The 22,575-nt window shown below is 74.5% G+C and carries 22 protein-coding genes and 1 riboswitch; of the genes, 5 read left to right on the top strand and 17 right to left on the bottom strand.

Features of this window, described 5'->3' with window-relative positions; translation table 11 throughout:
- Window positions 1-2 precede the first annotated feature (2 nt).
- From EUS26_RS04350 to EUS26_RS04330, 5 genes are all read right to left on the bottom strand, one after another.
- Entirely contained in the window at window positions 3-959 is a 957-nt protein-coding gene (locus EUS26_RS04350) for a homoserine kinase (protein ID WP_130011958.1), read from the bottom strand.
- Entirely contained in the window at window positions 959-2,053 is a 1,095-nt protein-coding gene (thrC, locus tag EUS26_RS04345; RefSeq protein ID WP_130011957.1) for a threonine synthase, read from the bottom strand. The genes EUS26_RS04350 and thrC overlap by 1 nt, the downstream gene beginning before the upstream one ends.
- A gap of 78 nt (window positions 2,054-2,131) precedes the next feature.
- Window positions 2,132-2,818, bottom strand: coding sequence for a non-canonical purine NTP pyrophosphatase (locus EUS26_RS04340; protein WP_130011956.1), 687 nt, complete (start codon window positions 2,816-2,818; stop codon window positions 2,132-2,134).
- The gene (gene rph / locus EUS26_RS04335; RefSeq protein ID WP_130011955.1) at window positions 2,812-3,606 is read right to left on the bottom strand and encodes a ribonuclease PH; all 795 of its coding nucleotides are present in this window, start codon (window positions 3,604-3,606) and stop codon (window positions 2,812-2,814) included. Before rph ends, EUS26_RS04340 begins: the two co-directional genes overlap by 7 nt.
- Before the next feature lie 36 nt (window positions 3,607-3,642).
- A complete protein-coding gene (locus EUS26_RS04330; RefSeq protein WP_130011954.1) occupies window positions 3,643-4,443 on the bottom strand; it encodes an LLM class F420-dependent oxidoreductase in 801 nt (266 codons plus the stop codon).
- Window positions 4,444-4,477: 34 nt separating this feature from the next.
- Here EUS26_RS04330 and EUS26_RS04325 point away from each other — a divergent pair, with 34 nt between their 5' ends.
- The gene (locus EUS26_RS04325) at window positions 4,478-4,759 is read left to right on the top strand and encodes a DUF7218 family protein (protein ID WP_130011953.1); all 282 of its coding nucleotides are present in this window, start codon (window positions 4,478-4,480) and stop codon (window positions 4,757-4,759) included.
- A 60-nt stretch (window positions 4,760-4,819) separates the two neighbouring features.
- Here EUS26_RS04325 and yczE read toward each other — a convergent pair whose 3' ends face one another.
- The gene (gene yczE / locus EUS26_RS04320; RefSeq protein ID WP_130011952.1) at window positions 4,820-5,548 is read right to left on the bottom strand and encodes a membrane protein YczE; all 729 of its coding nucleotides are present in this window, start codon (window positions 5,546-5,548) and stop codon (window positions 4,820-4,822) included.
- Between the two features lie 105 nt (window positions 5,549-5,653).
- Here yczE and yczR point away from each other — a divergent pair, with 105 nt between their 5' ends.
- Window positions 5,654-7,123, top strand: coding sequence for a MocR-like transcription factor YczR (yczR, locus tag EUS26_RS04315; protein WP_238148799.1), 1,470 nt, complete (start codon window positions 5,654-5,656; stop codon window positions 7,121-7,123).
- Between the two features lie 104 nt (window positions 7,124-7,227).
- Window positions 7,228-8,538, top strand: a complete 1,311-nt coding sequence (locus tag EUS26_RS04310; RefSeq protein WP_165368497.1) for an MFS transporter — start codon at window positions 7,228-7,230, stop codon at window positions 8,536-8,538.
- Between the two features lie 184 nt (window positions 8,539-8,722).
- Here the strand turns inward: EUS26_RS04310 and EUS26_RS04305 are convergent, their stop codons facing one another.
- The 10 genes from EUS26_RS04305 to EUS26_RS04260 all read right to left on the bottom strand — a co-directional run bounded on the left by EUS26_RS04305 (window position 8,723) and on the right by EUS26_RS04260 (window position 17,927).
- The gene (locus tag EUS26_RS04305; RefSeq protein ID WP_130011949.1) at window positions 8,723-10,351 is read right to left on the bottom strand and encodes a molybdopterin-dependent oxidoreductase; all 1,629 of its coding nucleotides are present in this window, start codon (window positions 10,349-10,351) and stop codon (window positions 8,723-8,725) included.
- Between the two features lie 137 nt (window positions 10,352-10,488).
- Window positions 10,489-11,259 carry an MBL fold metallo-hydrolase gene (locus EUS26_RS04300; protein WP_130011948.1) on the bottom strand — a complete coding sequence of 257 codons (771 nt, stop codon included), beginning with the start codon at window positions 11,257-11,259 and terminating at the stop codon, window positions 10,489-10,491.
- Window positions 11,256-12,272: a CNNM domain-containing protein gene (locus tag EUS26_RS04295; protein ID WP_130011947.1), complete on the bottom strand. Its 1,017-nt coding sequence runs from the start codon at window positions 12,270-12,272 to the stop codon at window positions 11,256-11,258. Before EUS26_RS04295 ends, EUS26_RS04300 begins: the two co-directional genes overlap by 4 nt.
- Window positions 12,269-13,705 carry a hemolysin family protein gene (locus tag EUS26_RS04290; protein ID WP_130011946.1) on the bottom strand — a complete coding sequence of 479 codons (1,437 nt, stop codon included), beginning with the start codon at window positions 13,703-13,705 and terminating at the stop codon, window positions 12,269-12,271. Before EUS26_RS04290 ends, EUS26_RS04295 begins: the two co-directional genes overlap by 4 nt.
- Window positions 13,706-13,894: 189 nt before the next feature.
- A complete protein-coding gene (locus EUS26_RS04285) occupies window positions 13,895-15,046 on the bottom strand; it encodes an NAD(P)/FAD-dependent oxidoreductase (RefSeq protein WP_202865048.1) in 1,152 nt (383 codons plus the stop codon).
- A 3-nt stretch (window positions 15,047-15,049) separates the two neighbouring features.
- A complete protein-coding gene (locus EUS26_RS04280) occupies window positions 15,050-15,328 on the bottom strand; it encodes a helix-turn-helix domain-containing protein (protein ID WP_202865047.1) in 279 nt (92 codons plus the stop codon).
- On the bottom strand, window positions 15,328-15,834 hold the full coding sequence (locus EUS26_RS04275; protein WP_130011945.1) for a DUF2975 domain-containing protein: 507 nt from the start codon (window positions 15,832-15,834) through the stop codon (window positions 15,328-15,330). The genes EUS26_RS04280 and EUS26_RS04275 overlap by 1 nt, the downstream gene beginning before the upstream one ends.
- A gap of 67 nt (window positions 15,835-15,901) precedes the next feature.
- Complete coding sequence (gene murI, locus EUS26_RS04270) at window positions 15,902-16,720, bottom strand: glutamate racemase (protein WP_130011944.1); 819 nt, start codon at window positions 16,718-16,720, stop codon at window positions 15,902-15,904.
- 1 nt (window position 16,721) lies between these two features.
- The gene (locus tag EUS26_RS04265) at window positions 16,722-17,504 is read right to left on the bottom strand and encodes a fumarylacetoacetate hydrolase family protein (protein WP_130011943.1); all 783 of its coding nucleotides are present in this window, start codon (window positions 17,502-17,504) and stop codon (window positions 16,722-16,724) included.
- Window positions 17,505-17,591: 87 nt separating this feature from the next.
- The gene (locus EUS26_RS04260; protein ID WP_272947947.1) at window positions 17,592-17,927 is read right to left on the bottom strand and encodes a DMT family transporter; all 336 of its coding nucleotides are present in this window, start codon (window positions 17,925-17,927) and stop codon (window positions 17,592-17,594) included.
- A gap of 21 nt (window positions 17,928-17,948) precedes the next feature.
- A riboswitch (guanidine-III (ykkC-III) riboswitch) is annotated at window positions 17,949-18,015 on the bottom strand.
- Window positions 18,016-18,094: 79 nt separating this feature from the next.
- On the opposite strand from EUS26_RS04260, the gene EUS26_RS04255 reads away from it, so the two are divergent.
- Window positions 18,095-18,976, top strand: a complete 882-nt coding sequence (locus EUS26_RS04255) for a 3-methyladenine DNA glycosylase (RefSeq protein ID WP_238148798.1) — start codon at window positions 18,095-18,097, stop codon at window positions 18,974-18,976.
- Here EUS26_RS04255 and EUS26_RS04250 read toward each other — a convergent pair.
- Window positions 18,961-20,061, bottom strand: a complete 1,101-nt coding sequence (locus tag EUS26_RS04250) for a branched-chain amino acid aminotransferase (RefSeq protein WP_130011942.1) — start codon at window positions 20,059-20,061, stop codon at window positions 18,961-18,963. The two genes, EUS26_RS04255 and EUS26_RS04250, sit on opposite strands and share 16 nt — an antisense overlap.
- Window positions 20,062-20,282: 221 nt before the next feature.
- On the opposite strand from EUS26_RS04250, the gene EUS26_RS04245 reads away from it, so the two are divergent.
- Window positions 20,283-22,457 carry a hypothetical protein gene (locus EUS26_RS04245; RefSeq protein WP_130011941.1) on the top strand — a complete coding sequence of 725 codons (2,175 nt, stop codon included), beginning with the start codon at window positions 20,283-20,285 and terminating at the stop codon, window positions 22,455-22,457.
- Window positions 22,458-22,575 lie beyond the last annotated feature (118 nt).

Below are 22,575 nucleotides of genomic sequence, written 5' to 3'. Positions count from 1 at the left end.
CGCTACCGGCGAGGCCCGGGCGTGGTGGTGACGTGCAGCCCCTGCTCCGGTATGCCGGGGGTCAGCACCCGCCAGCCGCGCCCCCAGGTGCGGGCCTCGGCCACGACGGTGGGCGCCAGGTCGGCCGTGGTGAGGCAGAGCACCGTGGGCCCGGCGCCGGAGACGACGGCGGCGTGCCCCAGCCCGCGCAGCGTGTCGACCGCCCCCATGGTCGCCGGGTAGGCCGACCGACGCTGCTCCTGGTGCAGCCAGTCGCCCGTGGCGTCGAGCAGGAGGGCCGGCTCGGCGGTGAGGGCATGGACCAGCAGCGCCGCCCGGCCCGCCTGCCGCACCGCGTCGAGCCGGGGCACCGAGGGGCCCAGGACGGCCCGCGCGGTGGCGGTGTCGAGCCGCTGGTCGGTGGGCACGAGCACGACCGGGACGAGGTCGGCGTGGAGCTGTGGTCGGGCGGTGCGCACGACCTGCGGGCCGGGCATCCAGGAGACGGTGAGGCCGCCCCAGACCGAGGCCGAGGAGTTGTCCGGGTGGCCCTCGGCCACCCCGGCGTGGGTGTTGACGAGGCCCAGGTCGGCCTCGGTGAGCTCGCCGTCGCGGACGAGGGCGAAGCCCAGCCCCAGACCGCCGACGACGGCGGCGGCCGAGCTGCCCATGCCCGCGGACATGGGGATGGTGTTGGCGCACGTCAGCCGCAGCCCGTAGCCGTCGAGCCACCCCACGCCGCACGCCTCCAGCGCCTCCCGCAGCCGGACGGCGACGAGGTGTCGCTCGTCGGTGGGCAGCTCCTCCGCGCCCTGCCCGGTCAGCACCACGTCGAGGCGACCCGCCTCGGGGAGCACCTCGACGGCATACTCGTCCCAGAGCCCGAGCGCCAGCCCGACGCTGTCGAAGCCGGGGCCGAGGTTCGCGCTGCTCGCGGGGACCCGCACCCGGGCGGCCGCGCCCGGGACCATCCCGGCCATCACTCCAGCCCGAGCGCGTCGGCGACGCTCACGACGTCGACGGAGACCCGCACCGGGTCGACGTCGTTGCCGTCGGCCCCCTTGAGCGCCCACTGCGGGTCCTTCAGGCCGTGGCCGGTGACCGTGCAGACGACGGTCGCGCCGGCCGGCACCTGGCCGGCGGCGTGCCGCTTGAGCAGCCCGGCGACCGAGGCCGCCGAGGCCGGCTCGACGAAGATCCCCTCCCTCGACGACAGGAGCCGGTGCGCGGCGAGGATCTCCTCGTCGGTCACCGCCTCGATGACCCCGCCGGACTCCTCCCGCGCGGCCTCCGCCTGCGCCCAGGACGCGGGGTTGCCGATGCGGATGGCGGTGGCGAGGGTCTCCGGGTCGTCGACCGGGTGGCCCTTGACGATCGGCGCCGCGCCCGCGGCCTGGAACCCCCACATCCGGGGTCGTCGGGTCGCGGGGGCGTGCCCGCCCGCGCCGGGCGCGTCGGGGTCGGCGTACTCCCCGTAGCCCTTCCAGTAGGCGGTGATGTTGCCGGCGTTGCCGACCGGCAGGCAGTGGATGTCCGGGGCGTCGCCCAGGGCGTCGACGACCTCGAAGGCCGCCGTCTTCTGGCCCTCGATGCGCGCCGGGTTGACCGAGTTCACCAGCTCGACGGGGTAGGCCTCGGCCAGCTTGCGGGCCAGCGTCAGGCAGTCGTCGAAGTTGCCCTGCACCTGGATGAGGGTCGCCCCGCCGGCGATCGCCTGGCTGAGCTTGCCCATGGCGATCTTGCCGTCCGGCACGAGGACGCCGCACTCCATCCCCGCCTTGGTGGCGTAGGCCGCGGCGCTCGCGCTGGTGTTGCCGGTCGAGGCGCAGATGACCGCCTTGGCGCCCTGCCGCGCGGCGTCGCTGATGGCCGCCGTCATGCCGCGGTCCTTGAACGAGCCGGTGGGGTTGAGCCCCTCGTACTTCACGTGCACCTGCGCGCCGACGAGCTCGCTGAGGTGCTCGGCGGGGATGAGCGGGGTGCCGCCCTCGCGCAGCGTGACCACCTGCTCGGTGATCGACGGCGGGAGGCGGTCGGCATACTCGGCGATGACGCCGCGCCACTGGTGGGGCATGGGGTGTCGTTCCTTCGTCCTTGACCGTGGGTCAGGTGACCAGGGTATGGGGTGCGCGCGGGCCCACCTGACCCGCGGTCAGCCCAGCACGGACCCGAGGTCGTGGGCGAGGGCGCGGAAGGCGTCGCCCCGGTGGGAGATCGCGTGCTTCTCGGCGCTCGTGTGCTGGGCCAGGGTGCGGCCGTCCGGGCGGACGAGCAACGGGTCGTAGCCGAAGCCGTTGTCGCCGAGCGGTTCCCGGCCCAGCACGCCGCGGCAGCGGCCCTCCCGGACCCACTCGGTGCCCGTCACCTGCGGGGCGACCCCGCCGGCCGCGGTGTCCTGCTCGGGCGCCCGGCCGTCGGGGAGCACGAGCGCTGCGGCACAGACGAACTCGGCCCCCCGGTGCTCGTCGGGGACGTCGGCGAGCTGGGCCAGCAGCAGGTCGTTGTTGGCCTCGTCCCTGGTGCGGCCGGTGGCCTCGCCGAGCGGCCCGGACCAGCGCGCCGAGAAGATGCCCGGGGCGCCACCCAGGACGTCCACCGCCAGCCCGGAGTCGTCGGCGAGCGCCGGCAGCCCGGTGGCGGCCGCGGCATACCGGGCCTTGAGCAGGGCGTTCTGCGCGAAGGTGACCCCGGACTCGACGACGTCCTCGAGCTCGGGGAAGCGGTCCAGCCCCACCAGCTCCAGTCCGGTCCGGTCGAGCACGTCGGCGAGGATGTCGCGCAGCTCGGCGACCTTGCCCGGGTTGCGGGTCGCCAGGACGATCCGGGTCCCGCTCACCACGTCGGCGGCCCCTGGTCCACGTCCGCACCGGCCGCGTGGCTGTCGGCCCCGCCGATGTCGTCGGCGCCGAAGGCCGCGGCCTGGCGGGCGGTGAGCTCCGCGCAGCCCTCGGCGGCCAGGTCGAGCAGGGCGTCGAGCAGCTCGCGGTCGAAGGGGACGCCCTCGGCGGTGCCCTGCACCTCGATGAAGCGTCCGTCGCCGGTCATGACCACGTTCATGTCGGTCTCGGCCGTGGAGTCCTCCGGGTAGTCCAGGTCCAGCACGGGCTCGCCGTCGACCACGCCGACGCTGACCGCGGCCACCGAGCCGGTGATGGGCTCGGCCTTCTTGGCGATGAGGCCCTTGGCGCGGGCCGTCTCGACGGCGTCGACCAGTGCGACGTAGGCGCCGGTGATCGCCGCCGTGCGGGTGCCGCCGTCGGCCTGCAGCACGTCGCAGTCGAGCTGGATCGTGTTCTCCCCCAGCGCGTCCAGGTCGACGACCGCCCGCAGGGAGCGCCCGATGAGGCGGCTGATCTCGTGCGTGCGGCCCCCCAGCCGGCCCTTGACCGACTCGCGGTCGGACCGGGTGTGCGTGGAGCGCGGGAGCATGGCGTACTCCGCGGTGGTCCACCCCTTGCCGCTGCCCTTGCGCCAGCGCGGCACGCCCCCGGTGAAGGACGCGGCGCACAGCACCCGGGTCCGGCCGAACTCCACGAGCACGCTGCCCTCGGCGTGGTCGAGCCAGTTGCGGGTGATGCGGATGTCGCGGAGCTGGTCGGCGCTGCGGCCGTCGTGGCGTGACGTCATGTCAGCCAGGGTATGCCGAGCGGGGGACGCCCGGGGTCAGGCGTTGCGCTCGTCCCGCCAGGCGAGCCAGGCGTCCAGCTGGTCCAGGGGGTAGTCGGGGCCGCTGGTGTGCACGGTGAAGAGCCGGGCACCGGCGGCGTACTTCGCCTCGGCGTCCTCGCCGGGGCCGACGTCGAGCGAGCCCGCCGCGGCGGCCGAGACCTCGATCTCGCCGGGGTCACGGCCGACGTCAGCGCAGTGCCGCCCCAGCACGCCGAGCTTGTGCCGCAGGGTGTCCGCGTCCCCGAAGGAGTGCCAGATCGTCGCGTGCTCGGCCACGATGCGCAGCGTCTTCTTCTCGCCACCGCCACCGATCATCACCGGGATCTCACGGGTGGGTGCCGGGTTGAGCCTGGACCAGCGCTCACGGATCCGGGGCATGGCGGCAGCCAGGTCGTCCAGCCGGGAGCCGGCCGTGCCGAAGTCGTAGCCGTACTCCTCGTAGTCCCGCTCGAACCAGCCCGACCCGATGCCGAGGATGAGCCGGCCGTCGCTGACGTGGTCGACGGTGCGCGCCATGTCGGCCAGCAGGTCGGGGTTGCGGTAGGAGTTGCAGGTGACCAGGGCACCGATCTCGACCCGCGAGGTCTGCTCGGCCCACGCCCCGAGCGTGGTCCAGCACTCGAAGTGCAGCCCGTCCGGCTCACCGCTGAGCGGGAAGAAGTGGTCCCACGTCATCACGAGGTCGACGCCGGCCTCCTCGAGCCGTCGGACGGTGTCGCGGATCTGCGGGTAGGTCGCGTGCTGCGGCTGGACCTGCACGCCCAGCCGGACCGGACGGTCGTGGATGTTCGCCATGCACCCCAGCCTGGCACGGCATACCGTCGGGCGCATGGCAGCAGAGAAGAAGACGGAGGACCCCGGCCCCAGCGTCAAGGACCCCGAGGTCTACGAGGCCGTGCGCGACGACGGCGCGAGCAAGGAGAAGGCTGCCCGGATCGCCAACGCGGCCGCCGCCTCGTCCCGCTCGGACGTCGGGGAGCGCGGCGGCGAGGCGGAGAACTACGAGGACCGGACGGTCGACGAGCTGCGCGACCGGGCCGCCGAGCTCGACATCGAGGGCCGCTCCTCGATGACCAAGGACGAGCTCATCGAGGCCCTGCGCAACCACTGACGTCGGTCCTGCGCCGGGTGTGCGCCCGGCCCAGGGCCGGAGCGCGCGACCGAGGCGCGCCTACCGCGCCTCTCGCGCGTCCGGCCCGGAGAGGTCGACGGTGAACCAGGGCAGCAGCGTCTGGGTCAGCGGGCCGATCGCCACCGCGTAGAGGACGGTCCCGAGTCCCACGACACCCCCGAGCAGCCAGCCGAGGGCGATGACGGTGACCTCGATGCCGGTGCGTACCACCCGCAGGGACCAGCCGGTGCGTCGGGCGACACCGGTCATCAGCCCGTCGCGCGGCCCCGGGCCCAGCTGGGCGCCGATGTACATCGCGCTCGCGACGCCGTTGAGCACCACCCCGCCGGCCATGAGGGCACCTCGCTCGAGCCATCCCTCGCCGGGCGCGACGAGCCAGAGGGTCGCGTCGGCCGCGAACCCCACCAGCAGGGCGTTGGCCACCGTGCCCAGGCCGGGCTGCTGCCGCAGCGGGATCCACAGGAGCAGCACGAGGACCGACGCCGCGACGATGATCGTGCCCAGGCTCAGGGGGACGTGCCGCGCGATGCCCTGGTGCAGGACGTCCCACGGCATGTTGCCGAGGACGCCGCGGACCATGAAGGCGATCGAGGCGCCGTAGAGCGCCAGTCCGAGCAGCAGCTGCGCGACGCGTCGCGGGAGGCGTCCCGCCCGGAGCTGCTGCAGCGGCCCGAGCGCCGCGAGCTGGCGGCGCGGGTCACGGGCCCGGGTGCGCGCCCGCTCCACCGCTCGACGACCGTTCTGACCGACCATGCTGGACATGCCCATGCCCTCAGTCTGCGGGCAGGTGGCCCGGTGCTCCATAGCCACTTGAGGCCCGGTGGCCACGAGGTGGCTATGGACGAGAGGTCCACCGTGGGTCACAGTGAGTGTATGCCGCGCCTCGCCCCCGCCTCCCGTGTCGCCGACCTCGTGCTGCCGACGCTGGCCGGGGACGGGCCCGCCTACGCGCGGCTCGCCGAGGCCCTGCGCCGGGGCATCGTCGACGGCCGACTGTCCGAGGGTGTGCGCCTCCCGAGCGAGCGCGACCTCACCGGGCCGGTCGGGCTGAGCCGGACCACGGTGACCAGGGCCTACGCCGAGCTGCGCGCCCAGGGTTACCTCGCCACCCGCCGGGGATCGGGCAGCGTCGTCCAGGTGCCCCGGGTGCCGGGTGGCCGCGTCGACCACCTCCTCACCCCCGCCGGGCTGGGCGAGGGGGCGCTCGACCTCACCGTGACCGCCGCAGCGGCACCGCCCGGCATCGCGGACGCCTATGCCCGGGCCCACGAGGACCTGGGGGCCTACCTGACCGGCACCGGCTACTACCCGAGCGGCCTGCCGGTGCTGCGCGAGCGGATCGCCGACCGCTTCACCGCCCGCGGCCTGGTGACCACGCCGGACCAGATCCTGGTCGCCCCCGGTGCGTTGGCCGCGGTCGCCATCTCGCTGCGCGCGCTCATCCGGCGCCGCGACCAGGTGCTGGTCGAGACCCCCACCTATCCCAACGCCATCGCCACCCTGCAGGGCGCCGGGGCGCGGGTGGTCCCCCACCCGATCGACCACGTCGACCACGACTGGGAGGTGGAGGCGCTGGAGCGGGCCGTGCAGCAGTCCGGGCTACGGGCGGCCTACCTCATCCCCGACTTCCACAACCCGACCGGCGCCCTCATGAGCAGCGCGCAGCGCGAGCGGGTGGGGAGGCTGCTGCGGCGGCACGGCGTCGTCCCCGTCGTCGACGAGTCCCAGGCCGAGCTGGCGCTGGAGGGCCAGTCCGTGCCGGAGCCGCTGGCGGCGCACGTGCCCACGGCGGTGACCGCGGGCAGCGCCAGCAAGTCCTTCTGGGGCGGGCTGCGGGTCGGCTGGCTGCGGGTCCCCCGGGCCCGGATGGAGGCGGTGGCGGCCAGCCGGCTGCAGCTGGACCTGGGGGTGCCGGTCCTCGAGCAGCTGGTCCTCGGCCACCTCCTGGACCGCGCCGACGAGATCCTCCCCGAGCAGCGGGCCCGCCTGCGCGAGCGGCGCGACACGCTGCTGCGGGCCCTGCGCGAGAGGCTGCCCGACTGGCAGGTGCGGGTGCCGACCGGCGGGATGTCGCTGTGGTGCCGGCTGCCGGAGGGGTCCTCCACCGCGCTGGCGGCCGCCGCCCGTCGCTACGACGTGGCGCTCGCCGCCGGCCCGAACTTCGCCGCCGCCGGCGGGCTGGACGGGTGGATGCGGCTGCCCTTCGTGCTGCCGCCCGAGCAGCTCGAGCAGGTGGTGCCGCGGCTGGCCCTGGCGTGGGAGGACGTGCTCGCCGGCCGCTCCGGGTCCGGCGCCCGGGAGGGGGCGCCGCAGGTCGACCGGCAGCCGTGCATCATCGCCTGAGCGGGCGGGCCGGGGTGCGGCCGGGAGGTAGACTCGACGGTGCTTGACAAGGGTTCTGCGCGCCGGGTGGCTGGGACGGCGCGCGCGTCCGTGCACACGGACCGATGCGAGAGGCATACCCCTTGTCCCCCGTGCAGTCCTACCGTCGTCTCTTCGCCCTGACCGGGCCCCTCTACGTGGTCGTCGCCTTCCTGGGTCGGCTGCCGCTCGCGATGTCTCAGATCGCGGCGCTGCTGGCGGTCTCCGGCGCGACCGGGTCGTACGCCGCCGGCGGCGCGACCGCCGGGGCCGTCGCGGTCGTCAACGCCGTCGGCGCGCCCCTGGCGGGCTCGCTCACCGACCGGGTGGGCCAACGACCGGTCCTGCTCGTGCAGAGCCTCGTCGGCACCGTCGGGCTGCTCGTGCTGGCCGCCCAGACCTGGGCCCTGGAGGCCGGGCAGGCGTGGTGGCCGCTGCTCGTCACAGCCGCCTGGACAGGCGCGTTCCTCCCCCAGGTCGGGACGATGGCCCGGGTGCGTTGGCGGCCGATCAGCATCGCGACGCCGGGCACGGACCCGCGCGTCATGGATGCCGCGTTCTCCTACGAGGGGTCGGCCGACGAGGCCTCCTTCGTGCTCGGCCCGGCCCTGGTCGGCGTCATCGTGGCGGTGGCCGCACCGGTCACCTCGCTCGTCGTGGCCGGCCTGCTGCTCGGCGCCTTCGGCACGTGGTTCGCCCTGCACCCGACGGTGGCGCTGGTCGGCGCCGCGCCCCCGGGGGCGGTCCGCCCGGCCCGGCTGCTGACGCCGGCCCTGCTGGTGCTGGCGGGGGCCCAGCTCGGGATCGGCATGGTCTTCGGGTCCATCCAGACCGGCACCTCGGTGCTCGCCACCCAGGCGGGCCAGCCCGGGCTCACCGGCCTGCTGCACGGGCTGCTGGGGGTCGGCAGCGTGCTGGCCGGTCTCGCGGTCGTGGCGCTGCCCGCGAGAGTGAGGCACGTGCTGCGGCTGCGGGTCTTCACCACGGCGCTGGTCGTGCTCTCGCTGCCGCTGCTGCTCGTCGGCTCGCTGGGGTCGCTCAGCCTCGCGCTGCTCTGCCTCGGTGTGGCCGTCGCGCCGTCGATGATCACCACCTTCACGCTCGCCGAGCGCAGCACCCCCGCCCGGCGGCTGGGTGCCGCGATGACCATCCTGGCGGCGATGACCGGCACCGGGTATGCCGTGGGCGCCGCCGTCGCCGGCCGGCTCGCCGACCTCGGTGGCCACCGGCCCGCCTTCGCCGTCACGGTCGCCGCCACCCTCGTCGCGGCCACCCTCGCGTGGGCCGGGGCCCGCCCCGTGCGTCGCGCCCTCACCACGGCCACCACCACCCCCCGCACCGGCCGTCTCGTCGAGCCGCACCGGACGCGTCCCCAGGACGCACCGAACGCGCGGTAGGACACGACAGGACGGCCGGTCCGCGTGGACCGGCCGTCCGCCGCGCACACCCGACGGGTATGACGTGCCGCTGCGTGCCTGGCGCGCCCGAGGTCGGCCCGACGCACGTCCGGACTGCGCTGACCACGCGTCCGGAGTGCTCTGACCACGCGTCCGGAGTGCGCTGAGGGCGCGTCCGGTGCGGTCAGGCGACGGAGAAGTCGACCGTGTGCCAGCCGCTGGCGCCGTTGGGGGCGGGGGCGGCGGTCTGCTCGGTCTGCGTCTCGCCCGTGGCGTCGGTCGCCCGCACGCGCGCCTGGTGGTTGCCGCCGGCGGCGTCCGGCCAGGCGTAGGTCCACAGCCGCCAGGAGTCGACGCTGGGCTCGGCGAGCAGGGTCGCCTCGCGCCACTCCCCGTCGTCGATCTGCACCTCGACCCGCTCGATGCCGCGGTGCTGTGCCCAGGCGACGCCGGCGAGCGTGACCGCACCGTCCTCGTCCGGGGCCAGGTCGCCGTTCGACCGCGGCACGTCGATGCGCGAGGCCGTCTTGATCGGGCCGCGCTCGGACCACCCGCGCGGTGTCCAGTAGCCCTCGTCCGCGTCGAACCGCGTCACCTTGAGCTCGGTGACCCACTTGGTGGCCGAGACGTAGCCGTACAGACCGGGCACGACCAGCCGCACGGGGTAGCCGTGCTCGGCCGGCAGCGGCTCGCCGTTCATGGCGACGGCGAGCAGCGAGTCGCGCTCGTCGGTAAGCGCCTCGATCGGCGTGCCGGCCGTCCAGCCGTCGACGCTGCGCGACAGCACCATGTCGGCGTCAGGCTGGACGCCGGCCCGGGCGAGCAGCTCGCGGACCGGCCACCCCTGCCACACCGAGTTGCCCACCAGGTCGCCGCCGACCTGGTTGGACACGCAGGTCAGGGTCACCAGCGCCTCGACGTGCTCCTCGGCGAGCAGGTCCTCGTAGGTGATCTCGATCTCCTCGTCGACCATGCCGGTCACCCGCAGCGACCACCCCTGCGCGTCGATCCGCGGGACCCGCAGGGCGGTGTCGATGCGGTAGAAGTCGGCGTTGGGCGTGACGTAGTCCGAGTGACCGGGTATGCCGCTGGACGCGTCCTCCGGGACGCGCACCGTGCTCGTCGGGGTGGGTAGCCCGAGGGCCTGGGCCGTCCGGGAGGCGGCCCGCCCGACCGTGCCGAGCAGCTGCCCCGCGAGGACCCCCAGCGCGCCGACACCGGTGACTCCCCCGGCGGTGAGCAGGACCTGCCGCCGCGACGCTCCGGTCGACGCCCGGGCAGAGGGGTGCGCGGGTCGCCCGGTGTCGTCGGCCCGCACAGCGGCCACCAGGCCGGTGAGCCACCGCAGCACCTGGACGCCGACCACGACGCCGATCGCGGTGGGCACGAGGTCGACCACGCCGGTCGCGGGCCGGCTGAGCACCGCCAGCGTCCCGACGACGCCGACGGCCACGAACGCCCCGACCCCGAGAGTCGGGCGGCGCCAGGCCAGCACCCCGAGGGCGGCGCAGGCCACGGTGAGGGTCAGCGCCATACCGACCCCCAGGGCCAGCTTGTCGGCGGTGCCGAAGGTCGCGACCGCCCAGTCCTTGAGCCAGGGCGGGGTGCGGTCGACGAAGGCACCGCCCACCGCCAGCAGGGGTGAGGACGTGCCGGCCGAGCCGAGCCAGCGGGTCCAGACCGCGGCGAGCAGCTCGGCCGTGCCGAGCGTGGCCGCTCCCGCCGCCACCCCGGCGAGCGCGGCCAGGGGAGCCCGGCGGACCGGCCGCCTCCGGTCGCCGGTCCGGGTGTCGGCGTCGCGTGTCATGACCATGTCTCCATGATGCGCGCCGACCCGCGCAGACGCCTGCCCACCTCGGAGATCGTCACACTCTCGTAACCGCGGCCCGCCCGGTCGCGCCGGCACGCCCAGCCGCCCGCGTCGGCCCCTCGGCCGCCCGCACCGCCCCCTCAGCCGCCTGCGCCGACCTCCCACCGCTGACCGGGACGGGCCAGGTCCACCCGGCCCGGCCACCGCTCCCCCGCCTCGCGCGCGGCCTGCTCCGCGTCCGCCCACGGCGGCAGGTGGGTCAGCAGCAGCCGCCCCACGCCCCCGGCGTCCGCGACCGCGTCGGCGGCCCGCGCGGGCGTGAGGTGGATGCCGCGTCCCTGCTCCTGCGCGGTGAAGCCCGCCTCGACCAGCGCCAGCCCGGCCCCGCCGAGCAGGGGGCCCAGCGCCGGGCAGGTGTCGGTGTCGCCGGTGTAGGCCAGCACCGACCCACCGCACGCCACGCGCAGCCCGAATGCCGGGACGGGGTGGGCGACGGCATACGGCGTCACCGTGAACGGGCCGATGCGCAGCGGCGAGCGGTCCACGAGCTCCCCGAAGGCCATCCCGGGCGGCGGCTCGGCCCGCCGCACGCCGTAGGCCCGGGCCATCCGCTCGGCCACCCCGGACGGCCCCCACACCGGCAGGTCGGTCCGCGCGGGGGTCGGCCCGTGCCGCCGCAGGACCGCCAGGCCGGTGAGGTCCAGGCAGTGGTCGGGGTGCAGGTGCGTCAGCAGGACCGCATCGAGGTCGAGCGGGTCGGTATGCCGTTGCAGCGGCCCGAGGGCGCCGGGGCCGAGGTCGAGGAGCACCCGCCAGGTCCGGTCCCCGTCGTGCGCGGTGACGAGGTAGCAGCTCGCGGCCGCGTCGGGCCCGGGCACCGACCCGGAGCAGCCGACGACGGTGAGCCTCACTGCTGCTGACGCTCCCGCGGCAGCACCCGGTGCATGATGTCCGCGATGCTCACCAGCCCGACCAACCGCTCGCCCCGGCGGAGCACGACGAGCTGCTCGCCGGAGCCGCGCATCGTGGTCAGCGCCTCGTAGACCGGGGTGGCGGCGGGCAGCACCAGGGCCGGCCGGGCCACCGGCTCGGCGGCCCGCTCCCCCGGGTGCAGCAGGGTGTCGCGCACGTGCACGACCCGGGGGTCGGTGGTGTCGTCGTCGAGCATGAGGATCCGCTTGTGCCCGGTGCGGGCCGCGATGGCCTGGACCTGCGCGACCGTGGCGTCGGACCCGACCGCCGCCAGGTCGAGGTGCTCGGGGGCCAGCTCGCCGAGCGTGAGGTCCTCGAGCTCGAGGGCGTCGGTGATCTGCTCCTGGTAGCTGCTCTCCAGGGCGCCCTCGGCCGCGGACTGCTCGACGAGCACCCGGATGGTGTGCGCGTCCTGACCACCGACCGCAGCGCGGTCGACCGGGGTGACCCCGCTGGCGCTGACGAGCCGGTTGGCGAGGGCGTTCACCCACATCAGCAGCGGCCGCACCACGGTGATGAAGACGCGCATCGGCACCGACACCAGCTTGGCGGCGCGCTCCGGATGGGCGATCGCCCACGACTTGGGCGCCATCTCGCCGACGACGAGGTGCAGGAAGGTGACGAGCAGGAGGGACAGCGCGAACGACGTCCCCCCGGCGAGCCAGCCGGGCAGCCCCAGGTCGGACAGGACCGGGCCGAGACGGTAGTCCACCGCCGGCTTGGTGACCGCGCCCAGCGCGAAGGTGCACGCGGTGATGCCGAGCTGGGCCCCGGCGAGCATGACGGTCAGCTCGTTCATGCTGCGCAGGGCGGCCCGCGCCGACGGCGAGTGCTCCGCGTCGCCCTCCAGCCGGCTGCGACGGGCACCGAGGAGCGAGAACTCCACGATGACGAACAGCGCGCTCAGCACGATGAGGCCCGCGGTGACCACGAGGACGGTGAGGGCGCTCATCGCTGCTCCTCCCCGGTCGCGGCGTCCCGGTCGGCGGCCTCACCGTCCGGTTCGTCCTCGGACGGGTGGTCCTCGTCGACCTCGTCCAGCGAGCGCTCGAGCAGCCGCACCCGCAGCAGGCTGGGCACGTGCCGCTCGATCTCGAGCACCTCGATCTCGACCGACCGCGTGACCCGGTCCTCGAGCACGAGCTCGCTCGGGTTCTCGGCGAGGTCCACGGCCACCGACTCGCCGACGTCCGGGAGCGCCCCGAGCTCGGAGATGACCAGGCCGGAGACGGTCTCGTAGTCACCCTCGGGCAGGTCGTGCCCGAGGGCCCGCTGCAGCTCGTCGACGTGGACGTCGCCGTCCAGGCGCCACACCCGCTCCTCCTCGCCGACGATGCCCTCGGGCACCTCGTCGTCGTGCTCGTCGGTGATCTCGCCGAGCAGCTCCTCCGCCAGGTCCTCCATGGTCAGCACCCCGGCGAAGCCGCCGTACTCGTCGACCACGCAGGCCAGCTGCTGCCCCGAGCTGGTCAGCTCGGCCACGGCGTCGGGCAGGGGCATGAGGGTGGGCACGATGACCGGCTCCCGCATGATCTCGCTGGCCACCCCGGCGTCGGGGCTGCGCAGGACGTCGACGAGGTTGACGACACCGACGGGCTGGCCGTCCTCGTCGACCACGGGGTAGCGGGTGTGACCCTCCGCCATGAGGTGGCGCAGCTCGTCGAGGCGCGTCTGCGGGTCGATGACGTCGACGCGGGACCGGGGCACCAGGGCGTGCTCGACGTCCTGGTCCGGGAAGTCGAGGATGCGGTCGAGCAGCACGGACAGCTCGGCCGGCAGGTCGCCGCTGTCCCGCGAGTCGGCCACGATCCGCTCGAGGTCCTCGGCGGTCGCCGTGGTGTCGAGGTCGTGGATCGGCTCGATCCGCACCAGCCGCAGCAGGGCGTTCGCGGACCAGTCGAAGACCTTGATGAGCCAGCCGAAGACCGCGAGGTAGACGAGCGTGGACCGGGCCAGGGTCCGGGCCAGCGGGCCGGCGTTCGCGATGGCGAGGTTCTTGGGGTAGAGCTCGCCGAAGACCATCTGCACGACGGTGGCGACGGCCAGCGCGGAGACCGTGCCCACGGTGAGGCTCAGGGCCTCGGGCACCCCGGTGCCGCCGAGCAGGACCGCCAGGCCCCGACCGACCAGCGGTTCGGCGACATACCCCACGAGCAGGCCGGTGACGGTGATCCCGAGCTGGGCGCCGGAGAGCATGAAGGACGTGCGCCGGGTGACCTTGAGCGCCCGGGCGGCCGCCTCGTCACCGGCGTCGGCCTCGGCCGCGAGCCGCAGCCGGTCGACCGACATGTAGGCGAACTCCTGGGCCACGAAGTAGCCGTTGGCGGCGATGATGAGCGCGATGGCCAGCACGCCGACGAGGAGCAGGATGATGGCGGTGGTCACGACTCACCCCTCCGCCCGGTAGGGCGTGCGGGTGAGCCGTCGGGACAGCCAGGGTCCATGAGTCCGTTTCTCTGGGTATGCAGCAGGTCGGGCAGAACCCCCAGGATACGGGAGAGGCAGCACCCTCGGCGGGTCGCCGGGTGCTCGCCGACGCCGACGCCGCCCGTCCATGCGCAGGCGACCGGGCGCTCAGACCGCCCGTCCCACCTCTCGCGAGGCGAGCGGGAAGGACTGGTCGTGGAAGAGCACCCGTCGGGCGGCCGCCGCTCCCCACGTCGTCCGCAGGAGCCCGAACCCGGCCTCGTGGACCCAGGGCGGACGCAGGTGGGCGAGCGCGGTGCGCAGGGCCAGCCGGCCCGTGAGGCGCCGACGCAGGACCTGCCCGTCGTAGGCCCGCAGCGCACCTGGCCCTGCTCCACCCAGAGCCTCGTCGAGGGTGTCGACGGCGTGGTCCGACAGCCGCAGGCAGGGGTCGAGGCCCCCGGCGGTGAGCGGGGAGACGGCCCCGGCCGCATCACCGACGAGCAGCCCGTCGGGACCGCTGATGCGGGCGAGCAGGCCGCCGACGGGGATGGGGCCGGCCCGTCGCTCGGCGGGGGCGGCGGGCAGCCCGTCCAGCCCGGGAGGGTCGTCCCGCAGGTGCGCCAGCGCCTGCCGCAGGCCACCGTCGAAGCGCGCGGGGTAACCGGCCGTCCCGACGTGCACGTGCTCCCCGTCGTCGACGACCCACGCGAGGTATCCGGGAGCCAGTCGAGGGTCGAGGACGCAGTGGAAGGTCGGCGGCGACCCGGGGCGGGGCACCGCCGGGTAGACCTCCTCCGCGCCGACCAGCAGCTGCCGGTTGCGGCTCAGCCCGAGGTCGTCGGCCACCCGCGACCGCGCCCCGTCGGCGCCCACCACGAACCTGGCCCGCACCCGCAGGTCACCACCGGGGCCCTCGAGGTGAGAGGCCCCGGCGTCGCGACCGGCATACCGGGTGCCCAGGCGCAGCCCGACCCCGGCGCGGACGGCCCGCTCCCCCGCGGCCTCGTAGAGCGCGGCCATGCGCCCCACCCGGAACTCGTCCCGCCCGCTCACCAGCTCGACCGGCCGCCGCCTGCTCGGTGGGTAGAGCACCATCCGCCGGATCGGCGGGCCGAGCGTGTGGTCCGGGAAGGTGTAGTCCTGCAGGGTGCGGTGCACGAAGATGCCGGTCGTGCGGACGCTGGTCGTGAGGCTCGACCGGGCCTCGACGAGCAGGACCTCGTGTCCGCGCCGCGCGAGACCGGTGGCGACCTGCAACCCCGCCAGCCCGGCCCCCACCACGAGCACGTCGACCGCCACGTCCCTCTGCGGGCCCACCCGTCACCCGTCCCCGCGGTCGGCGGGCGCTGGCACGGTGCCCTCGACGCCGGCGGCGCTCCCGACGTCGTCGCGGCCGTCGGCCTCCCAGCGCAGCAGGTCGCCGGGCTGGCACTCCAGGACCTGGCACAGGGCCTCGAGGGTGGTGAACCGGACCGCCTTGGCCCGACCGTTCTTGAGCACCGCGAGGTTGGCCGGGGTGATGCCGACCCGCTCCGCGAGCACCCCGACGGCCATCTTGCGGCGCGCGAGCATGACGTCGATGTCCACGACGATGGGCATCAGATGACCTCGTCGAGCTCGGAGCGCAGCGACCGGGCCTCGTGGCCGAGCGAGATCGCCTGGGCCAGCAGGGTGCGCATGACATAGACCAGCAGGGCGACGCCGCCGACGACGAGGGCCACGCCGCAGATCAGCCCCACCAGGCCCGGCGCGACCGCGTCGCCCTCGACGGCGTGGTTGGCGGACCGGGCGACCACGGCCACCGCCACGAGGAGCAGCGCGCCCGCGCCGATGGCGCCGATGGCCGTGTCGACCCAGCGGAAGGCCGCCGGGCTGAAGACGGTGTCCCGCGACACCATGGTCAGCAGGCGCCACACGCAGACCCCGACGACCTGCAGCGTGAGCACGCCCAGCACGCCGATCACCGCCAGGCTCGTGCGCACCCCGGTGGGCGCGCCCTCCATGTCCAGCCAGAGCAGCGGCACGATGACCAGCTGCACGACGAGCGACCCCAGCAGCGCAACAGCGATCACCCCCTGCAGCACGCGGACGACCCAGCGGTCCATGACGCCTCCTCAGTGTCGAGCAACGAGAGCAATCTATCGTTTTTCGACACTTTCGACAAGGCGTCGGCTAGACCCTCTCCTCCGGCCTGCCCACGAACGCCCGGTGCACCTGCTCGACCTCGGGCCCGAGGAAGCGCCGGGCGAGGTAGTGGAAGCCGTCCGGGTCGCCCGTGGTGAGCCACTGGTGCACGGGGGCGTCGCCCCGCGCGGCGAGCAGCCCCCCGTCGGTGAGCACCCTGAAGAGGTCGGCCGCCGTCGCGGCGGCGGAGGAGACGAGCTGCACCTGCTCGCCGAGGACGTACTGCAGCGCCTGCGTCAGCAGCGGGTAGTGGGTGCAGCCGAGGATGAGGGTGTCGATCTCGCGCTCCTGCAGCGGCGCGAGGTAGGCCTGCGCCACCTCGATGACCTCGGGCCCGCTGGTCACCCCCGCCTCGACCAGCTCGACGAAGCGCGGGCACGGCTGGCTCGCGACCTGCACCGAGGGCGGAGCGGCGACGAAGGAGTCGACGTAGGCCCGCGACTGGTGGGTCGCCGCTGTGGAGATGACCCCGATCTGGCCGTTGCGGGTGACGGCCATCGCCCGACGGACGGCCGGACGGATGACCTCGACGACGGGCACGTCATACCGTTCCCGGGCGTCGGCGAGCACCGCGGCCGAGGCGCTGTTGCAGGCGATGACCAACGCCTTCACCCCGTGCTCGACGAGCCGGTCCAGGCACTCGAGGGAGAACTCGCGGACCTGCGCGATCGGGCGCGGCCCGTAGGGGGTGCGCGCGGTGTCCCCGAGGTAGAGGACCGACTCGTGCGGCAGCTGGTCGAGCACCTCGCGGGCGACGGTCAGCCCGCCGAAACCGGAGTCGAAGACCCCGATGGGCGCCTCGGTCATGTCAGGCGTCGTCGTCCGCCGCCACGAACGGGTTGGCGAGCGTGCCGATGCCCTCGATCTCGACCTCGCACCGCTGCCCTGCGGTGACCGGGCCGACGCCGGCCGGGGTCCCGGTGAGGATGACGTCGCCGGGCAGCAGGGTGAAGGCCGCCGAGGCGTGCGCGACGAGCTCGGCGATGCCGAAGTGCAGGTCGGCGGTCGTGCCGTCCTGGCGCAGCTCGCCGTCCACGGTGGAGCGCACCGAGAGGTCGTCGGTGTCGAGGTCGGTCTCGATCCAGGGCCCGAGGGGGGTGAAGGTGTCCATGCCCTTGGCCCGCGCCCACTGCCCGTCGGTGCGCTGCAGGTCGCGCGCGGTGACGTCGTTGGCGCAGGTGTAACCGAAGACCACCGACCGGGCGTCCGCCGCCGAGACGTCCTTGCACATCCGCCCGATGACGACGGCGAGCTCGGCCTCGTAGGAGATCTCGGTCGCGAACGACGGGATGACGACCGGGTCGCCGGGGCCGCACACCGAGGTGTTGGGGATGAAGAACATCATCGGCTCGTCCGGCAGCTCGCTGCCCATCTCACGCGCGTGGTCGGCGTAGTTGCGCCCGATGGCCACCACCTTGCTGCGCGGGATGACCGGCGCCAGCAGCCGGACATCCGCGACGTCGAAGGTCTGGCCGGTCAGGTCGATCCTGGTGTAGAGCGGGTCGCCGGAGATCTCGGCGATCCGCTCCCCGGCCCCGTCGACGAGGCCGAAGCGGGGGTCGTCACCGTCGGTGAAGCGGCAGATACGCATGGCGCCAGGGTATGCCGCGCGCCCCACCTCGTCCGACGCGGACATCCGTTTCCGGGCCCCGGCCCCCGGAAACCTCCCTCCAGGAGGTCAGTAGGCCCCGCCCGAGGTGAGCTTGAGCCCGACGATCCCGGCGATGATGGCGACGAGGCACAGCACCCGCGCGACCGTGGCCGGCTCCCCCAGCGCGACGACCCCGTAGACCGCGGTGCCGACGACGCCGATCCCGACCCACACGGCATACCCCGTGCCGAGCGGGATGGTCCGCAACGACCACCCCAGGCCGGCCATGCTCGCGGCCAAGGCGACCCCGAAGACGACGCTCGGCCAGAGTCGGGTGAACCCCTCCGAGCGGGTCAGCGCCCCCGCCCAGACGGCCTCCAGGACCCCGGAGACGACCAGGACGATCCACGACAGAGCAACCATGATGACGCCCTCCCGGGGCGTGTCACGTCGTCGTCGGTGCCGGGTACGACGTGCCTCGTCCGGGGATCCGCCCCTGCCGGGCGTCCTCGTCCAGGGTCTCACGGGGCGCGGGCCCCGGACCAGTCACCGGACCGAGGGCGGCGGCCGCGCGGCTACGCTTGACCGTCGTGCAGACCCAGGTGACCGAGGTGCTCTCCGCGCCGGTATGGCGCGCCCGCGCCGCCGCGCACGGGCGCACCGTCGAGACGCTCACCGCGGACCGCCTCGCGCGCCAGGTCGAGGGGCGCACCCACCCGGTCGACGACTTCCTCTGGGAGTACTACGCCTTCCGCCCCGCACAGCTCGCCCGCTGGCACCCCGGGCCCGGCGTCGGCCTCGCCGACGCGGGCGATCGCGAGGGGTGGAGCGGCTACCTCGTCGACGGGGCGGGCACGGCATACCTCGACGTGGAGCGGTTCGTGCGGCGGCGCGGACGCGCCCTCTCCTTCGTCCGCGACCTGCTGGACGCGACGCTGTCCAGGCCGGGCAGGTTCGGCTGCTTCGGCCTGCACGAGTGGGCCATGGTCTACCGCGCCGACCGGGAGGAGGTGCGCCACGACTGGCCGCTGCGGCTCGGTGCCGAGGGCACCGACGCGGTCGTCGAGAGCCACCAGGTGGCGTGCTCGCACTTCGACGCCCACCGCTTCTTCACCCCGGACGCCGTGCCGCGCAACACCCTGACGCCGACGCGGGAGGGACAGCTCGACCTCGAGCAGCCGGGCTGCCTGCACGCCGGGATGGACCTCTACAAGTGGTGCTTCAAGCTCACGCCGGCCGTGCCCAGCGACCTCACCCTCGACGCCTTCCACCTGGCCCGCGACATCCGCGAGCTGGACATGCGGGCCGCGCCCTACGACCTGCGTGACCTGGGCTACGAGCCGGTCCGCATCGAGACGACGGAGGGCAAGCGGGAGTACGCCGAGGCCCAGCGCGGCTTCGCCCGCCGCTCGAACGCGCTGCGCCGGCGGCTGCTGGCGGTGCTGGACGGGCTGGCTCAGACCAGCTGGTAGAGCCAGCCGTGGCGGTCCTCGGCGCGGCCGTACTGGATGTCGAGCAGCTCGGCGCGCAGGTCCTCGGTCACCTTGTGCTCGACGGGCATGTCCAGCTCGCCGCCGTTCCACGCCAGCCTGCCGACCGGGGTGATGACGGCCGCGGTGCCGCACGCGAAGACCTCGGTGATGTCCCCGGCCGCCACGCCGTCCCGCCACTCGTCGATGGTGAACCGGCGCTCCTCCACCTGGTGGCCCCGCTCGCGCAGCAGGTCCAGCAGCGAGGACCGGGTGACGCCGGGCAGGATCGTCCCCGTGAGCTCGGGGGTCACGACCCGGCCATCGGCATACAGGAAGAAGAGGTTCATGCCGCCGAGCTCCTCGACGTAGCGGTGCTCCGCCGCGTCGAGGAAGACGACCTGGTCGCAGCCGTGCTCGATGCCCTCGGCCTGGCTGGCCAGCGAGGCGGCGTAGTTGCCGCCGCACTTGGCCGCGCCGGTCCCGCCGGCGGCTGCGCGGACGTACTGGTCGCTGACCCAGAGGCTGACCGGCTCGAGCCCGCCCGGGAAGTAGGAGCCGGCCGGGGAGGCGATGACGCTGAAGAGGTAGCGGTTGCTGGGCCGCACCCCCAGCGCCTCCTCGGTCGCGATCATGAACGGGCGCAGGTAGAGCGACATCTCACCGGCGTCCGCGCCGGGCACCCAGCCCTGGTCGAGGGTGACGAGCTCCTTGATGGCGTCCAGGAAGAGCGTGGGCGGCAGCTCGGGCATGGCGAGGCGACGGGCCGAGCTGTTGAAGCGCTCGGCGTTGCGCTCGGGACGGAAGGTCCAGACGGTGCCGTCGGCGTGGCGGTAGGCCTTCATGCCCTCGAAGATCTCCTGGGCGTAGTGGAACACCGCCGCGGAGGGGTCGAGCGGGATCGGGCCGTAGGGCACCACCCGCGCGTCGTGCCACCCCTGCTCCTTGTCCCACTCCACCAGCACCATGTGGTCGGTGAAGATGCTGCCGAAGCCGGGGTTGGCGAGCAGCTCGGCGATCTGCTCCGGGCCCCGCCGGTCGGTCGCCTCGGTGACGGCGAAGGAGGTGGACGTCGCTGTCTGGCTCATGGCCGCAGCGTAGCCGCCTGACGCCTCGTCACCGCCAGGGGTCGACCTGACGCTGCGGCAGGGACGAAGAGGTATGGCGGTGGTGCGGGGTGCGGGCCCGGGGTGCGGGGTGCGGTGGTGCAGCGGTGGCGCGGCGGCCGGACACGCGGCCTCGACACTGGCGTCCTTTCGAACACATGTGCTAATATGAGGTTCTACACATCACCGGGGGGTGAGGGGCAGTGAGCACGACGGAGGTCGAGGGGCGACCGGGACCGGACGGCTGGTCGGCCGGCGGACCGGACCTGCAGGCGCTCAACGACGAGCAGCTGCTCGCCCTCACCCGTCGGGCCGCCTCGGGCACCGTGGGCATGTCGCCGGAGGACTGCCTCGAGACCATCGAGGCGCTGCACCTGCTGTCCCGCCGCCTCGAGGGGCTCCGGCTGCACGCCACCCGCGAGCTGGCCGCCCGGACCGGGGAGGAGCTCCTGGCACGTCAGGACGTCGCGGACCCTGCTGAGCTGTCGCGGACTGCCCGTGACCGGTGGCGAGCACGAGCGAAGTCGGTGACCGCCACGGAGATCTCGGTGCTCACCGGGATGGGCCGCGGCGCGGCGCGGCAGCTGGTCGCGGTGGCCCTGGCCCCGGTGAGCACGTCCGGCCCGGTGCGCGACGCCCTGGCGGCGGGCGTGGCGACGTGGGCGCAGGTCGAGCACTTCTGGCGCAAGGCCTCGCAGCTGCCGCACGAGCAGGCGGGGGTCGTCTCGCGGGCTCTCTTCACCACCACGCGGGGCGAGCCTGGTGTCCCGGCCCAGGACCCAGGGCCGGCGGACGACGAGCGGGCAGGTGACGGTGTCGACGACGGCCCGAGCACATCGCCGACGGACGTCGCCGTGGAGCGGCTGGACCCCGAGGGAAACCTGACAGACATGCCGTGGCACGCCCAGCAGTTCGTGCAGGCGGTGCAGCGCGAGGTGACCCGCGCCCGGGCCACGGACCCCGAGGCGGAGGCCGCCGAGCGCGCGCAGCTCCACCGTGCCCGGACGGCCTACGGCATCGTCGACGACGACGGGACCGGTCAGGTCGTCATCACCGGTGACGCCGTCTCGACGTCCGCCTGCGTGGACCGGCTCCACGTCCTGGCCCGACGGGCGCGGGCTGCGGGTGACGAGCGCACCGAGAGCCAGCTGCGCTCCGACATCGCCCGCGCGCTGCTCCTCCACGGCACCCTGCCGCTGCCTGCCGCCCTCCGGTCAGACCCGGCGGGCCGTCCGTCGAAGGTCCCCGCTCCCCCGGCGGGTCTCACCTTCGCCGCACCAGCCGATCCCGCGCCCCGCTGCTCCACGACGCCGGACGAGCTGGCAGACCTGGTCACGCCGGACGACATCGCCTCCCTGGCCCAGATCCTGGCCGGTGCGCCCACCTGCGAGCTGCAGGTCGTCGTCCCCTGGCCCGCTCTCGCCCCAGAACTGGGATCGACCGACACCGCACCGGAGACCGGCAGCTCCGGCTCCCCACCGACCGGGTCGGCGCCCCTGCCCCTCCTGCCCGGCGTGAGTCGGGTCGTCGGGCGGGCACCCCACTTCCTCACGCCCCAGGCGACGCGTGACCTCCTCAGGACCCCGGGGACGACACTGCACCGGCTGCTGACCGATCCTCGCGACGGCCGCTGCGTCGAGAGGTCCATCACGAGGTACCGGCCGGACGCGACGATGCGGACCCAGGTGGTCGCCGCCGACCTCCTGTCCCGCGCACCGGACGGCACCCTGCCGGTCAGGGACGGACAGCTCGACCACGTCACGGAGTACCTGCTCGGAGGACCCACCTCCGAGCACAACCTGCAGGGGGTGGACACCGTCTTCCACGCCCTCAAGACGCAGACGTTCTGGGACGCCGAGATCGACGCCACCCGCACCGTCACGTGGACATCGTTGTTAGGACGGCGCTACCGGACCCGCCCGCACGACTACCGCCAGTACCTCGGATACCCCCACCCCGAGACGGGCACCGACGCCAGCCGTCGAGCCAGCACCGGCACGAGCACCTCGCAGGGCATGTCGGGGACGGTCACGCCGGCCGAGCGTCGCCACCTCGCCTCGTTGCTCGTGTATGCGGCGCTCGCGCAGCGCCCGGAGCGAGGCCGTCTCGAGGCCCCTGACGACGACCCCGACAGCGACACCCATCTCCTCGACGACGGCCACCGCGCCGTCTGGGTGCGGCAGACGCGCCAGCGTGACGGGCGCAGGGTGTCCGGGCCCCGGCCCGGCACCCCCACCCCCGAGCGGCTGCTCCGCACCCCGCCGGGCATCGTGCTGCGGTCCGCCCACTGGACCGACCCCTTCACCCGCCGCGACAGCGGGACCCAGGGTCCTCCGCCGGGCGCACGGGAGGACGAGGACGATGCCCCGCCCTTCTGACGAGACGACGCCACCCGTGGAGGATGGCGGAGGGCCCGACGCCCGCCCGGGCGGGTCGCGGATGCCCGCGACGTGGCCGGGGGCGGGGAGCGTCGCCGACGGTAGAGGCACCACCGGC

Source organism: Serinicoccus sediminis (genome assembly GCF_004153545.1).
Classification (GTDB): domain Bacteria; phylum Actinomycetota; class Actinomycetes; order Actinomycetales; family Dermatophilaceae; genus Ornithinicoccus; species Ornithinicoccus sediminis_A.
Note: the sequence above shows the minus strand (reverse complement) of the source record. Positions and strands in the feature narration are given on the sequence as shown.